This is a genomic window from Streptomyces sp. B8-7 (assembly GCF_058833805.1).
In genome coordinates this window covers 249,712-264,433 of record NZ_JBYRRL010000006.1, presented here as the reverse complement: position 1 = coordinate 264,433, position 14,722 = coordinate 249,712, and the positions used below count along the sequence as shown (strand labels likewise).

The following is a 14,722-nucleotide window of genomic DNA, read 5'->3' as shown; positions in this document are numbered from 1 at the left end:
CTATGCCTCCCGACCGCTGGCAGCAGCACAACATCACCTTCGTCGACCGCGAGATTGCCCGGCGCACCATCGCCGAACGCCTCGGCCCCGCCCTGATCGAGGCCGAGGCCGACGGACAGCTCACCGGCTGGTGGTTCATGAACAAGCAGCCCTGGCCGCTGCGTTATCTCGCCGACCAGCCCTCACCAGCCGTCGAGTCGCTCCTGAGCGATCTCATCGGCGACGGCGTGGCCGTGCCGTGCCTGCCCAGCATCTACGAGCCCGAGACCAACGCATTCGGCGGACCCGAGGCCATGGACACAGCCCATGAACTGTTCCACAGCGACTGCCGCCACCTGCTCACCTACCAGCCGAGGCCGATGCACTTGGGACGCCGGGAAACCGCCGTCCTGCTGGCGAGTGCCATGATGCGTGGCGCTGGGCTCGACTGGTTCGAACAGGGCGACGTATGGGCGAAGGTCGCGGCCCTTCGACCGACCACCGCTCCACCCCCCGAACGAGCCGCGGAACTGGCCCCGGCCATGCGGAAGCTCATGACCGCCGACGCCCACAGCCTCAGCCGCCTCGGCGGCCCACTCCACGCGCACGAGGAATGGGTGACCGCCTTCGAACGGGCCGGAGCCACGCTCGCCGAACTCGCAGGCCGCGGCGCCCTCATCCGCGGCCTGCGAGCCGTCATCGCCCACCACGTGATCTTCCACGCCAACCGCGCCGGTCTCCTCCGGGACGAGCAGAGCGCCCTGTCCCACATCGCACGAGAGGTAGTCATGGGAACGAGTGACCACACCGAGTCGCCCACCGAGGCAACGGCCGACATCGATAGCGTCAGCGCGGTGAACACCGACACGATCACCACCGCCACGGCGGACGCCGAGCGCCTCCGCAACGTCCTTGTCGACCAGCTCCGTGCGGACGGACATGCCCGCACGCCCGCCGTCGAGACCGCGTTGCGGACCGTGCCCCGCCACGTGTTCGTGCCCGAGGCGTCGCTCGAAGACGCCTACGCCAACGCACCCGTGCACATCAAGTACGACACCGACGGCACGTCCATCTCCTGCGCCTCCCAACCGGGCGTCGTCGCCCTCATGTTGGACCAGCTCGACGCCCAGCCCGGCGAGCGCATCCTCGAACTCGGTGCCGGCACTGGCTACAACGCCGGTCTGCTCGCCCACCTGGTCGGCGAGAACGGACACGTGACCACCCTCGACATCGACGACGACCTCGTGGAGGGTGCCCGCACGCACTTCGCCGCCGCCGGAATCACCAACGTCGAGGTCGTGACCCGCGACGGGGCCCTCGGCTACGCCGAAGCAGCGCCGTACGACCGGATCATCGCCACCGTCGGCGCGCACGGCGTACCGCACGCCTGGCTGCAGCAGCTCGCACCCGGCGGTCGGCTCGTCGTCCCCCAGCGCCTCAAGGGCACCGTCTCCCGCTCCATCGCCTACGAGCAGCGCGACGGCCGGTGGGCGTCCCTCGGCAGCGAGATGAACACCTTCATGCCGCTTCGGCGGGGCATCGCTGACGACGACCGCCGAGTGATCCCTCTCAGTACGGACGGCGCCGTACGACTCCAGGCCCCCGCCGGGCTCAACATCGACGCCGATGCCCTCGCGGGCGTACTCGACCAGCCGCGCATCGAGGAGTGGACCGGCATGACGGTCCGCGCGATGGAGTCGCCGGAGTGGATGGAACTGTTCGTCACCTGCTCCCTGCCCTCCGGTCTGATCCGGATGCTGTTCCCCCAGAACGCCAAGGGCACTCTGCTCACCGAGGACCCCTACCCCTCGTCGACCGCGGTCGTCGACAAGGGTGCCGTCACATACCTCGCCCGGCGCCTGTCGAAGAAGAAGACTCCCGAGGGCGGCAAGCTCTGGGAGTTCGGCGTCATCGGCCACGGCCCCGGCAGCGACGAGCTGGCCGCGAAGGTCGCCGACACCATCCGTACCTGGGACAGGGAGTACCGAGGTCGTGAGGCCACGTTCGAGATCCAGCCCCTCGACGCCCCTCAGATCGAGCGGCGCTCGGGTCTCTTCGCCCTCGACACGCCGCTGAACCGCATCGTCGTCGACTGGCGATGACGCCCCACGCGTAGCGGACGGTGCCCGTCGGCACACGGCCGGCGGGCACCGTCGCTTCAGCAGTCCTCACTCTCGACCCCGGGGGATCCATGGACCCGTACGGCCCCATAGCCCAGCGCTTCCCGCTCGTCGCCCGATTCCGCCCCGCCTGCCTGCCCCTGCCTGCACGCGTAAGGGCACTCGTCGATCTGGCCGGCACTGCGGTGGAAGAGACCGACCAGGGGCTCGCATCGGCCGTCTACAACCAGGCCGCGCTCATCGCCTCCGACCTCGACCTCCCCGACCTCGCCCGCGAGATGTGCCACCAGCACGCCACCGCCTACCTCCACGCCTGCCCCCTCCCCGGCATGAGCGCGATTCGAGGACTTGAACCGGTCGTCAATCTCGCTCGCCTCCAGATCCGCGCTGGCCACGTCGATGAGGGCCGTCAGCGACTCCTCAACCTGTACAAGGCCGTCGAGGCGGGCACAGCCGCCCGGTTCGAGGGCGTCAACGTACCTGCGGACCTCACTGCGACCGGTGAAGACCGCCAGGAGGTTCGCGCATGGCTGTGGCGCGTCCTCCTCGCAGACGGCACACGCACCCTCACCACCGAGGGACGATGGGCCGAGGCCCTGGCGCACATCGAAGCCCACCATGGCATCGGAAAGCGGATGCTCGACGGTCGGCAGGTTGCCGTACTTGCCGCCCTCGTTGCGGGTGACACCGCGTGGGCAGCTGACCTCCTTGCCGACACGATGCCCGGCGATCCGTGGGAGCAAGCCGTCACGGCATGCCTGACCGTTCTATGCCGCCGCGACGTCGGGCAGCCGATCGACGGCCATCTGGCGGACGTGGTGACGGCCTACCTCGGACGGAAGACCGAACCTGGGATGACCGTCTTCGACACCCGGCTCGGACTAACGGTCCTCGACGCGATCGGTTCCGCCGAGGCGCTCGCCGCGCACCGCATCGTCGAGGACCTCCACCGCAGGACGACGGACGCCGCAGACGGCTACGCGGCCCGCGAGAACTTGGCTCACCCTCTGTTCACCGAGATCGCCACGGACCGGCAAGTGCAGGGCTGTCGCGCGCTGGTGCGCGCCTGCACCCTCGGTGTTGGGATCCTCCCGGACGAGCTGCGAGGAGAACTGACGGCGGCCCTGCGCGCCAGCGATAGCGTGATCCGGGAAAGCGTCGCGCCTGGGTGGAGACCGGACGTGTCTTCACCAAGGAAAACGGTGAGATGCTCCACCCCGCCAACGTCACACGACGGTTCATCGAGCTGTACGAGGAGATCGGCCTCCCGCCGGTCCGGCTCCACGACCTCCGCCACGGTGCCGCGACCCTGGCTCACGCGGCCGGGGCCGACCTGAAGGACATCCAGGAGATGCTCGGCCACTCGTCGATCACCATCACGGCCGACACGTACACGAGCCTGCTCCCAGAGGCGGATCTCGCCATCGCCGAGGCCGCAGCCCGGCTTGCACCGCGAGCCCGCGCCACCTCCGAGAACACCGCTCCCGAAACGGAGCCCGAACCCGACGGCGAGGAGAAGCCCGACGCGGAGTCCGTGCCGGATGATGCTGATCCCTTGGGCGGTATTCGGGAGATCAACTCTCCGTCCGCTCACGCACCGCTCACGCAAACGGCCCCGGACGAGGAGTCCGAGGCCGAGTAGGAGCCCTCCCTGGGGGATAAACCCCAGATCAGAGCGGTAACGCGTTGTGCCCCCGGCAGGATTCGAACCTGCGACACCCGCTTTAGGAGAGCGGTGCTCTATCCCCTGAGCTACGAAGGCGGGGCTGGCAGGCGTGGTGGTGCTGCCGCGGACAGTGTAGCGGGTGGATGTTCGGGCGGGGGCTGGGTGGGAGGGTGGGGTCAGTTGCGGGTGACCCGGACTCGGTAGATGCCCTCCAGGTCTGCCGCGGCGATCTTGATGGTGACGCCGCGGCTCGGGTCCTTGAAGGTGTCGCCGGGGGAGAAGGGGGCGTCGGAGAGTTCGGCGTGGACGTTGGGGCTGCGGGTGCAGCCACCGCTGTCGCGACGGGAGTCGTAGACGCGGATGGGGCCCTGGCCGGTGTCGATGTCGGCGTCGACCTTGTAGATGAGGATGCCGGGGCGGCAGACGGACTCGTCGTTGCCGGCGCGGGTGCGCAGTTCGACGGCGTAGCCGGTGCGCTGGTCGAGGGGTATGAAGACCAGTTTCGCGCCGCCCGTGTGGGACAGCGGGGTCAGGGCGTGCTCGGTGGTGCCGGGTGTGGCCGCGCAGCTGACCTGGGCCGCGTCCAGCCAGCCCAGCTTCCATTTGTGCCAGCCGAGGAAGTCGTTGTTGGCGCCCCAGTCCTCGCTCATGATGTCCCAGTGGCCCACCGCGCCGCCGCCTCCCTGGGTGTAGAGGTCGGGCAGGCCGAAGACATGGCCGTTCTCGTGGGGCAGTACCCGGTAGCCGGTGCGGTCGTAGGAGCCGGAGCCGTCGTCCTGGCGGGAGTAGACGAAGGACGCGTTGGCCACGGGCACCCCGTCCGCCACGGGCGCCTCCAGGTTCCCGGCGAACGTCACCGACAGCACCGTGTCCAGGGCGGAGGGGCCCGCGTTCGGGGTGACCAGGACGTTGAGGAGGTCGTACGAGCGGAAGTCGACCTCGGGGTCGGCGGCGGCCACGATGTCCTGGACCAGCCGGCGGTAGCCGGGGTCGAAGGGGGCGCCGCGTTCTATGCCGTACTCCCGGAACGGCTTCGGCATCCGCAGCCAGTCCGTGATCGGCGCCTCCGGGCGGTAGTCGAGGCGGCCGTAGCTGGCGGTGCGGAACCACTGCTGGGTCTGCGGGAAGAACTCCCGGTAGCGCTCCAGGGCGCTGCCCTCGCCCGGTGCGTCGGAGAAGTCGATCATCAGGGTCAGGGCGCGGACCGTGCCGGTGGAGCGGGAGTAGCCGGCGGGGGTGGGGATCCCCTCGGACATCTGCACCTTCGCGCCGCCGTTGATCATGCAGGGTTCGAGGGCCGAGCCGCGGGTCCGGGTCGCGGGACCCGGACCGGACGCCGTGCCGCCCGGGGACAGGTGCCCTGCGCCCGCCGAAGTGCTCGCCGCGAGGGTGAGCGCCGTGACGGCGGTGAGGGCGGCGGCCCGGCCCGGGCGTATGCGGCGGCTCGTCGGCTGCGGCTGCATGCAGGGGCCCTTCGCTCCAGGCAGCCACCGGACACCGGCTGCACCCTTTCGATCACCCTCCGCCGACAGGTGTGCGTGCGCGCGCTGGAAGAGACCGATCGTGCGATCCGCTCCGGGCGGACCGTGATCCAGGTCACAGGGAATCTTCGGGAAGTCGGGAAATAAGCGGGGACCTCCTCCCCGTTTAACCGTGCGTACGGCGAAACGGGGATCCACTCCCCGGATCCGGGACCGACTTCCGGCCGGGAGTCGCTCCGCCCGGTCCGGCCCGCCGGGTCCGCCCCTTCCGGGGTGAACCCCGGGCGGGGCGTCGGGGCCGTGCCGGCGACAGCCGCATCCCGACCTCCGGCCTGCCGAACCACCCGACGGACACCGCACCCGACCGCCAAGACCACTGTCCCTGCCACGACCATTGCCATGACCACTGCCGAGACCGCCGACAAGGCCACCGACAAGACCGCCGACAAGGCCACCGGCAGGACCGCCGGACGCAGCACCGACACCAGTGAGGAGTACGCCGTGACGTCGACAGCCACCCCTGTGCGCCGCCCGGCGACGCGGTTGCGCGCCGACGCCCTGCGCAACCGGGAGCGGATCGTCACCGCCGCCCGCGAGATGTTCGTCGAGTTCGGTCCCGACGTGCCGCTCGACGACGTGGCCCGCCGGGCCGGTCTCGGCAACGCCACGCTGTACCGCAACTTCCCCGACCGCGACGCCCTGGTGCGCGAGGTCGTCTGCTCCGTCATGGACCGTACGGTCGCGGCCGCCGAGGACGCGCTCGCGGAGACCGGGGATGCCTTCGAGGCGCTGGAGCGCTTCACGCACACCGCCGCCGACGAGCGGATCAGCGCGCTGTGCCCCATGGTGCAGAGCACCTTCGACCAGCATCACCCCGACCTGGTGGCCGCGCGCGTCCGCTGCGAGGAACTCGTCGGAGCGATCATGGACCGGGCCAGGGCGGCCGGTCAGCTGCGGCCCGATGTGGGCTTCGGCGACCTGATGGTCGCGGTCGCCCAGCTCAGCCGGCCCCCTGCCGGTACGGCCTGCCTCGACGTCGACCGGTTCGTCCACCGTCATCTGCAACTGTTCCTCGACGGGCTGCAGGCCCCCGCCCGCTCCACCCTCCCGGGGACGCCCCTGACCATGGAGGACCTCCGCAAGGCCTGACCGATCAGTCCGGTGCCTCCCGGCGGTCACCACTCCGGGAGCCCCGCACAGCGACCACCGTCACCGAGGGAGGAGTGTTCGGCACCCGGCACCCGGCGTCCGACAGCGGGCGGAGTCCGGGCCCTCCCGTCCGATCGTCCCGTCGGGTCCGTCCCTTCCGTCCTCTCCGTCGTTCATCTCGTCCGCCTAGTCCGCCTAGTCCGCCTAGTCCGCCTGGTCCGCCTCGTCCACGCGGCTCCGGCAGTTCCGGCGGCTGCCCGTCATCCCGTCCCGACCGTTCCGTACGTCCTGACTGTTCCGTCACGAAGTCCTGAAGTGGGTACCTCCATGTCTGATACGGCCGTAAAGGCTTCCTCCTCCCTCGCGCCCGATCCGGGGCGCTGGAAGGCGCTGGTGTTCATCGCGCTGGCGCAGTTGATGGTGGTGCTGGATGCCACCATCGTGAATATCGCGTTGCCTTCGGCCCAGCGGGATCTGGGGATCTCGGACGGCAACCGGCAGTGGGTGGTGACGGCGTACGCGCTGGCGTTCGGTGGTCTGCTGCTGTTCGGTGGGCGGATCGCGGATCTGTGGGGGCGCAAGCGGGCGTTCGTGATCGGTCTGGCCGGGTTCGCGGCGGCGTCCGCGCTGGGCGGGGCGGCCACGACCGGGGCGATGATGTTCGGTGCGCGGGCCCTGCAGGGTGTGTTCGGTGCGCTGCTGGCGCCGGCGGCGCTGTCGCTGCTGGCGGTGATGTTCACCGACGGCAGGGAGCGGGCGAAGGCGTTCGGTATCTACGGTGCGATCGCGGGCGGCGGTGGCGCGGTGGGCCTGATCCTGGGCGGGTTCCTGACGGAGTACCTGGACTGGCGGTGGACGTTCTTCGTGAACATCCCGTTCGCGGTGGTCGCGGCGGCGGGTGCCTGGCTGGTGATCCGTGAGCCGGAGGGCGGGCGCAACCGTTCTCCGCTGGACGTGCCGGGTGTGGTGCTGTCGACGCTGGGTCTGGTGGCGCTGGTGTACGGCTTCACGCGGGCGGAGTCCGACGGCTGGAGCGATGCGGTGACGGTGGGGATGTTCGTGGCGTCGGCGGTGCTGCTGGTGTCGTTCGTGGCGGTGGAGGCGCGGGTGAAGGCGCCGCTGCTGCCGCTGCGGGTGGTCACCGACCGTACCCGTGGCGGGATCTACCTGTCGCTGGGCCTGGCGATCATCGCGATGTTCGGGCTGTTCCTGTTCCTGACGTACTACCTGCAGATCGTCAAGGGCTACTCGCCGGTGAAGACCGGGTTCGCGTTCCTGCCGATGATCGCGGGCATGATCACGGGTTCCACGCAGATCGGGGCGCGGCTGATGACGCGTACCGCGCCGCGGCTGCTGATGGGGCCGGGGTTCCTGGTCGCGGCGGTGGGCATGCTGCTGCTGACGCGGCTGGAGACCGGTTCGTCCTACGCCGCGCTGCTGCTGCCGTCGATGCTGCTGCTGGGTCTGGGCATGGGTACGGCGTTCATGCCGGCGATGTCGATGGCCACGACCGGGGTCAGGCCGCAGGACGCGGGTGTGGCCTCCGCGATGGTCAACACCTCCCAGCAGGTCGGCGGTGCGATCGGTACCGCGCTGCTGAACACGATCGCGGCGTCCGCGACCACGTCCTACCTCGCCGGCCACCTCGGCTCCGCGGCCGGCCCGTCCCAGCAGCAGCTCATCCGGCTGGAGGGCATGGTGCACGGCTACACCAGCGCGATCTGGTTCGCGGTCGGCATCCTGGTCGCCGCCGCCGTGATCGCCCTGACCCTGGTCAACGCCGGCAGGCCCGGCAACAGCCCCCTGGCCACCGGCGAGGACGCCACCGAGGACACCCCCGTCCCCGTGGTCGCCCACTGACCCGACCGGACAGGGACGGTATCCCTCAGGGCCCGTCCGTACGGCTGAGGAAGGGGACGCCTCCTCCGTACGGACTCCGGACCCGCCCCGGACGCGCGTGAGCGGTCAGCGCAGCCAGGGCAGGTCCGCCCCCGCCTCGGCGGGCTGAAGTCCCTCGGCGACGATCTGCATGATCTCGCCGAGGGACTTCTTCTGTTGCGGGGTCAGCCGGTCGAACAGCGCCTGCCGTACGGCGGCCACGTGGCCGGGCGCGGTCCGGCGCAGCACCTGGGCACCCTCGTCGGTCAGCACCGCGAACTGGCCGCGCCGGTCGGAGGGGCAGTCCTCCCGGCGCACCCAGCCGTTCCGCTCCAGCCGGGCGATCGCGTGCGAGAGGCGGGAGCGGGTGATCTTCGCGTCCCTGGCCAGCTCGGTCATCCGCAGGCGCCGCTCCGGTGTCTCGCCCAGACGCACCAGCAGTCCGTAGTAGAGGTGCGGCATGCCCGCGTCGCGCTGGAGCTGGCGGTCGAGGTGGTCCTCCAGCAGCGTGGTGGCGTGGAGGTAGGAGCGCCAGACGCGCTGTTCGTCGGCGGTCAGCCAGTGTGGGGCGGTGCCCCGAGCCGGGCCGGACGGGGATGCCGGACCGGACACGGACGACTGCTCGGCCGGGGGCGTGGGTTCGGCCGCGGGCGGCGCGCCGGACGGGCCCTCCGCCCGGGCCGGGGCCTCCGCCCGGGCCGGGGCCTCCGCCCGGGCCGGGGCCTCCGCCCGGGCCGGGGCCTCCGCCCGGGCCGGGGCCTTTGCCCGCGCCGGAGCCCCGGACCGCGCCGAGGCCTCGTTCCGGGCTGCGGCGTCCGCCCGCGCCGGGGCCGTGGCGCGGGCGGTGGATGTCCCGCGGACCAGGGGTGCCGGTGCGGCCGGGCCGGACGCCGCCTCGGCTGAACCGGCCGTCGCCCGCGGCGCGGACGCCGCCGCCTCGGCTGCGGGGGCCGGTGGGGCGGGCGGGCCGCCCCCGGTGCCGCCCCCGGTGCCGTCCGAGGTGGCTTCCGTGGCGGCACCTGTGGGGTGGCCGGGTGACGTGTTCATGGGTCCACTGTAGGCCCGCACTCCTTGAACTTTAAACAAGCCTGGCCTAGTCTCACGAGGGCAGGAAGCTTTAAACTTCAAGCGAATGCTTCCGGAGGGAGCCGACACCATGTCCGCCGCAGCTCAGGAGCGCATGCCCGCCCTGTACCTCTCCCACGGCGCGCCGCCGCTCGCGGACGATCCCGTCTGGCCCGGTCAGCTCGCCGCCTGGGCCGCCGGCCTGCCCCGGCCCAGGGCGATCCTCATGGTGTCCGCCCACTGGGAGGAGGCCCCGCTGGCCCTCGGGGCCGTCCGGCCCGTGCCTCTCGTGTACGACTTCTGGGGCTTCCCCGAGCACTACTACCGCGTCCGCTACGACGCCCCGGGCGCGCCCCGGCTCGCCGAGGCCGTCCGCAAGCTGCTGCGCGCCCCCGGCACGCCCGTGCAGGACATGCCCGACCGGGGTCTCGACCACGGCGCCTACGTGCCGCTCGTGGAGATGTACCCCGACGCCGGCATCCCCGTCCTGCAGCTCTCCATGCCCACCCTGGACCCCCTGCGCCTGATGGAGATCGGCCGCAGGCTCGCCCCGCTGCGCGACGAGGGCGTGCTCGTGGTCGGCTCCGGCTTCTTCACCCACAACCTGGCCGCCCTGCGTCATACCGGCCCGGGGGTCCCCGGCTGGTCGGCCGAGTTCGACGACTGGGGTCGGGGTGCGCTGGAGGCGGGCGACGTCGACGGGCTGCTCGACTTCGCGGCGAAGTCCCCGGCCGGGCGGCTGGCCCACCCGCGCACCGAGCACTTCGCCCCCCTGTTCGTCACCCTGGGCGCCGCCGACGCGGCCGGAGACCTGGGGCGCCAGCGCTCGGTGATCGACGGGTTCTGGAGGGGACTGGCGAAGCGGTCGGTGCAGTTCGGAGTGTGAGGGCGTCCGGCCGGACCGGCCGGGGCACGGCAGAGGTGCTCGACGCGCCGCACGCGGCGGGGTGGCGAGGCGCGGTGCCGGGAATGGTGATGCGGTGTCGGGCGGCCTGCGGGTGCCCGGCGCGCCGCCTGCCGGCGTCCCCGCGTGTGCCGTCTGCCGTCTGCCGTGTGTGCCGTGTGTGCCGTGTGTGCCGTGTGTGCCGTGTGCCGTGTGCCGTGTGCCGTCTGCCGTGTGCCGTGTGCCGTGTGCCGTGTGCCGTGTGCCGTCTGCCGTCTGCCGTCTGTCGCGTACGCGCGTGCCGCGTCCGGTGTCCGGGGGCGGGGTCGGCTCGTGCGGTGCTCGGAGTGGGGCCGAGGCCGGGGGGCTCCACCGGGCACAGGGCTGGGGCGGTGCGGGAGTGCGACGGCGCCCCCGGTGCGTGCCGTGGTGGGGGCGCGCGGGTTTGCGAGGCGCTGTGGTGCGCCCCGCGGGCGCGCTTCCTGTGTGCGCCCCCGGGAGAGCCTGTGAATCCCCGGCCAGGGCAACCATGCCCGGGCGCGGGCCGTCTTCACGGTGGGAGGGCGGCCACGAGCGGCGCTTCCGAGGGTGAGGGCGGCCGGATCGAAGGCGATCGGCGTCCCCCGCGGGGAGTGACCGCAGAGGGCGGGGCGGTCGTGCCGATCCCCTCCACGCCTGCTCTGACCTGCGTCTCCGTCCGCCCGGTGGCGATATGGGGCGCTGGGTGGCGGCACAGGGTACTGCATGATCAGAAAAATCGAGGGACAGGTTGGGAATTCTGTCCTGATTCCAGTCGTTGTTTCCATCGGATGCAGGGCACCCGACGAGAGTGGCCGAGCATCCCGGACCACCAGCTGACCCACCACCGCAAGGGAGCACGCATGGCAACCCGTGCCGTCGCCCGTCGTAAGTCCGCCGCCGGCGAGACCACCGACGCGGCCAGCAGTGTTCGCGCCCATGGCGGCGAGATCGCCGATCGCGACCTGGTCGGCATGTACCTCGACGAGATCGCGCGTACGCCGCTGCTCGACGCCGCCAGGGAGGTCGAGCTGTCGCAGACGATCGAGGCGGGTGTCTTCGCGCGGCAGGTTCTCGACGGGTTCGAGGAGTCCCAGGCGACCGCCACCCGGGAGGAGCTGGAGGCTCTGGTCGCCGAAGGGGAGCGGGCCAAGGACGTGTTCATCCGGTCCAACCTCCGACTGGTCGTCGCGGTCGCCCGCCGCTACCCGCGCAGCGGTCTGCCGCTGCTCGACCTGATCCAGGAAGGCAACGCGGGTCTGGTGCGGGCGGTCGAGAAGTTCGACTACCGCAAGGGCTTCAAGTTCTCCACGTACGCCACCTGGTGGATCCGGCAGGCCATCACCCGGTCCATAGCCGACCAGTCCCGCACCATCCGCCTGCCCGTCCATCTCGTGGAGGAGCTCGGCCGGATCCGGCGCGTGCAGCGCGAGTTCAACCGCGACCAGGGGCGTGAGCCGGAGCCCGCGGAGATCGCCGCCGAGCTCGGATCCACGCCTGAGCGCGTCGGCGACGTCCTGGACTGGGCGCGCGATCCCGTCTCGCTGAACATGTCGGTGGACGACGAGGGCGAGACCCAGTTCGGCGACCTCCTGGAGGACACCTCCGCGGTGTCCCCCGAGCAGTCGGTGCTGACCCTGCTGCGCAGCGAGGAACTCGACGGCCTCATCGGACGCCTCGACCAGCGCACGGCCTCGATCATCAAGATGCGGTACGGCATCGACGACGGCCGGGAGCGCACCCTCACCGAGGTCGGCAAGGAACACGGCCTGACCCGTGAGCGCATCCGTCAGATCGAGAAGCACGCGCTGTTGGAGCTGAAGAAGCTGGCCCGCCAGACCGGCTTCGACGCGGCGGCCTGACCGACGGCCCGGCACGGCGTCCCGATCCGGGACAGCCGGTCCTGCCGGGGCCTGCCGGGGCCTGGCGGGGGCGCACGCCGGGTGGCGCAAGGCCGCGCAAACATGGCTGTGTTCCGTCGCTTCAACCCGGGAGGCGGCGGGAACAACCCTTCAGGGCAGGTGAGTTCGCGGCACTCCCCACCGGGCCGCGGCGGGCCTGGCCGGCACGGGGAAAGCAGACCCGGGCCCCTGCGCCGGTACCTCGGGGCTCGATCTGTCCAGGAAGACCTTCCGACCACGTCCCGACGCACTCCCCCCGGTGCCGGGACTTTCCCGAGCCGGGCTTCGGTGTCTCTCCCCCCCCCTGAGCGCCGAAGCCCGGCTCTTCGGTGTCGTGGGGGCGCGGTGGCGCGCGGCTCGGCACGGCACGGGTGGGCATGACGGGCGGGGTGGCGAGGCGAGAGGCGGGCGGCCTGGCTGCCGGGCTGTGGCCTCGGGTGGCGGGCTGTGGCCTCGGGTGGCGGGTCACCCCGGACCTGAACCCCGGGGTGGCCCGCCGAATGGCAGATTGTGCCACATCGGCATAGCCTGCCGTGGTGAGCAGCATCACCTCCGCGCAGAACCGGCACGGTTCGTCGGCGTCCTTGACCGAGCGGCGCAAGGCGGCCACCCGGATGGACATCGCCCGTGCCGCTGCCGGGCTCTTCGTCGGCCGAGGCCTGAAGTCCACTCGCGCCGAGGACATCGCGCAGGCCGCCGGCGTCGCCCCGCGGACGTTCTACCGCTACTTCGCCGCCAAGGAGGAGGCGATCGCCCCCCTCTACGCGGCCGGTGCCCATCGCTGGGTGGAGGCCGTGCGCGACGCGCCCGCGGAACTGGACGTGCCACAGGCGCTGGAACACGCCGTACGGCACACGCTGCAGCCCGGTGCCGGGGTCTCGGCCGGATCCTGGGACTGGGTGCGGACCCTGATCCGCCTGGCCGGGTCCAGTCCCGCGCTGAGCAAGGTGTGGGCGGAGGTGTGCCGGGCCTCGGAGGAAGACCTGGGGGAGGTGCTGGCCGAGCGGGCCGGGACGCCCGCTGCGCCCGCCGAGCCTGCCGAGCCGGCCGTGTCCGCCACGGCGGACACGGCCGGCTCGGCCGGTGAGGGCGATGCGGTGGCCGGCCGGGTGGGGCGGCGGTTCACCGCGGCCGTCGCCAGTGCGGCCGTACGGACCGCGGTGGAGGCGTGGGCGGCCGGTGATGCGCCCCCGGAGGGCGAACAGGGGCCTGTGGCACTGGCGTTGCGGAACCTGACGGCGTTGCAGGGGTTCGACTGGACGTGCTGAGCGCTCCGCTGGGGCGCTCCGCTGCGGGGCGCTGGTCGGGGCGGGTGGGGCTGGTTGCGCAGTTCCCCGCGCCCCTCGGGGGCCGGGCTGCAGGTGACGGTGTGGGGGTGGGGGTGGTGGCTGCCGGTGGGCGGGTGCGGGAGGAGGGTGGCTGGTCGCGCGGTTCCCCGCGCCGCTTGGGGGTGTCGGGCTGTGTGGAGTCCGCGGGCTGTGGGGGTGGTGTCTGCCGTCGGTCGGGTGGGGGTGGGGTGTGGCTGGTCGCGCGTTCCCCGCGCCCCTCGCGGGGATGTTGCGCGGCCCTTCGCTCGCCGGCCGCGGCCGGTTCGCGGGCTCTCCCGGGGGACGGGTCAGGCTGTCGCCCGGGTCAGGCGGGTGCCGAGGGCCTGGGCGGAGGCGATGAGGGCGGGGGGTTCCTGGATGGTGAAGTCCCAGCCCAGCATGGCGAGCCGGACGGCCAGCCAGTCCACCGGGTCGCTGCTCGTGCCGCGCAGGCGGCAGGTGCAGGCGTCCAGGGGCTCGGGCGGGCTCAGCCAGGCCGGCAGACGGGCGGCCACGGCCTCGGCGGGTGCGGCGAAGGTGACCGTGAACGCGTACGACTCACGGCGCCGCCCGATGGACTGCCGCAGGTACTCGGCCGCGCTGCCCGTCGGCAGCTCCCGCGGCGCGAACCGGGCTCCCGTCGCGAACGGGGCGCTGACCCGGTCCACGCGGAAGGTGCGCCAGTCGGCGCGGTCGAGGTCGTAGGCGACGAGGTACCAGCGGCGGCCGGTGGACACCAGCCGGTAGGGCTCGGTCAGACGGCGGGACTCGGTGCCGTCCTTCGCGCGGTAGGCGAACCGCAGCCGCTCGCGGCCGGCCACCGTCGAAGCCATCACGGTGAGCGTCTCGGGCGCGATGCTCGGTCCGTCGCCGCTGGTCAGCGCTGTCGTCGCGGCCTGCAGGGTGGTCACCCGGCGGCGCAGCCGGGACGGCAGGACCTGCTCCAGCTTGGCGAGCGCGCGCACCGACGCCTCGTCCACGCCCTCGACCGCGTGGCCCGCCCCCGCACGCAGGCCCACCGCCATGGCCACCGCCTCCTCGTCGTCGAGGACGAGCGGCGGCATCGCCTTGCCCGCGACGAGGCGGTAGCCGCCGTCGGAGCCCTTGGTCGCCTGGACCGGGTAGCCCAGTTCGCGCAGCCGGCCGACGTCCCGCCGGACGGTGCGGCGGGAGACGCCGAGCCGGTCGGCGAGCTCGCCGCCGGGCCATTCGCGGGGGGTCTGGAGCAGGGACAGCAATTGCAGCAGCCGGGCCGGGGTGTCCGTCGTCATGTGT

The 14,722-nt window shown here is 72.3% G+C and carries 11 protein-coding genes and 1 tRNA gene; 8 read left to right on the top strand and 4 right to left on the bottom strand.

All coding sequences use genetic code 11. The features are described 5' to 3' along the window. Window positions 1-2 precede the first annotated feature (2 nt). The 3 genes from fxlM to AC5K6T_RS29470 all read left to right on the top strand — a co-directional run bounded on the left by fxlM (window position 3) and on the right by AC5K6T_RS29470 (window position 3,741). On the top strand, window positions 3-2,081 hold the full coding sequence (gene fxlM / locus AC5K6T_RS29480; protein WP_493213879.1) for a methyltransferase, FxLD system: 2,079 nt from the start codon (window positions 3-5) through the stop codon (window positions 2,079-2,081). Between the two features lie 89 nt (window positions 2,082-2,170). Beyond that, the gene (locus AC5K6T_RS29475; RefSeq protein WP_493213877.1) at window positions 2,171-3,436 is read left to right on the top strand and encodes a hypothetical protein; all 1,266 of its coding nucleotides are present in this window, start codon (window positions 2,171-2,173) and stop codon (window positions 3,434-3,436) included. Beyond that, window positions 3,340-3,741 carry a tyrosine-type recombinase/integrase gene (locus tag AC5K6T_RS29470; RefSeq protein ID WP_493214295.1) on the top strand — a complete coding sequence of 134 codons (402 nt, stop codon included), beginning with the start codon at window positions 3,340-3,342 and terminating at the stop codon, window positions 3,739-3,741. Before AC5K6T_RS29475 ends, AC5K6T_RS29470 begins: the two co-directional genes overlap by 97 nt. Before the next feature lie 47 nt (window positions 3,742-3,788). Here the strand turns inward: AC5K6T_RS29470 and AC5K6T_RS29465 are convergent. Next, window positions 3,789-3,861 (bottom strand) — tRNA-Arg (locus tag AC5K6T_RS29465). Between the two features lie 80 nt (window positions 3,862-3,941). Next, window positions 3,942-5,228, bottom strand: coding sequence for a M6 family metalloprotease domain-containing protein (locus AC5K6T_RS29460; RefSeq protein ID WP_493213875.1), 1,287 nt, complete (start codon window positions 5,226-5,228; stop codon window positions 3,942-3,944). A gap of 519 nt (window positions 5,229-5,747) precedes the next feature. Between AC5K6T_RS29460 and AC5K6T_RS29455 the strand changes: the two genes are divergently transcribed. Together AC5K6T_RS29455 and AC5K6T_RS29450 are read left to right on the top strand one after the other, a co-directional pair. Then, complete coding sequence (locus AC5K6T_RS29455) at window positions 5,748-6,395, top strand: TetR/AcrR family transcriptional regulator (RefSeq protein ID WP_493214294.1); 648 nt, start codon at window positions 5,748-5,750, stop codon at window positions 6,393-6,395. Window positions 6,396-6,722: 327 nt separating this feature from the next. Continuing rightward, the gene (locus tag AC5K6T_RS29450) at window positions 6,723-8,255 is read left to right on the top strand and encodes an MFS transporter (RefSeq protein WP_493213873.1); all 1,533 of its coding nucleotides are present in this window, start codon (window positions 6,723-6,725) and stop codon (window positions 8,253-8,255) included. Between the two features lie 105 nt (window positions 8,256-8,360). Here AC5K6T_RS29450 and AC5K6T_RS29445 read toward each other — a convergent pair whose 3' ends face one another. Further along, on the bottom strand, window positions 8,361-8,885 hold the full coding sequence (locus AC5K6T_RS29445) for a MarR family winged helix-turn-helix transcriptional regulator (protein WP_493213871.1): 525 nt from the start codon (window positions 8,883-8,885) through the stop codon (window positions 8,361-8,363). A 544-nt stretch (window positions 8,886-9,429) separates the two neighbouring features. Between AC5K6T_RS29445 and AC5K6T_RS29440 the strand changes: the two genes are divergently transcribed. The 3 genes from AC5K6T_RS29440 (at window position 9,430) to AC5K6T_RS29430 (ending at window position 13,408) form a co-directional block, all read left to right on the top strand. Continuing rightward, a complete protein-coding gene (locus AC5K6T_RS29440) occupies window positions 9,430-10,224 on the top strand; it encodes a dioxygenase family protein (protein WP_493213869.1) in 795 nt (264 codons plus the stop codon). Window positions 10,225-11,102: 878 nt separating this feature from the next. Then, window positions 11,103-12,101, top strand: coding sequence for a sigma-70 family RNA polymerase sigma factor (locus AC5K6T_RS29435; protein ID WP_493213867.1), 999 nt, complete (start codon window positions 11,103-11,105; stop codon window positions 12,099-12,101). Window positions 12,102-12,754: 653 nt separating this feature from the next. After that, a complete protein-coding gene (locus AC5K6T_RS29430) occupies window positions 12,755-13,408 on the top strand; it encodes a TetR/AcrR family transcriptional regulator (RefSeq protein WP_493214293.1) in 654 nt (217 codons plus the stop codon). Between the two features lie 347 nt (window positions 13,409-13,755). On the opposite strand, the gene AC5K6T_RS29425 is transcribed toward AC5K6T_RS29430, so the two are convergent. After that, entirely contained in the window at window positions 13,756-14,718 is a 963-nt protein-coding gene (locus tag AC5K6T_RS29425) for a helix-turn-helix transcriptional regulator (protein WP_493213865.1), read from the bottom strand. Window positions 14,719-14,722 lie beyond the last annotated feature (4 nt).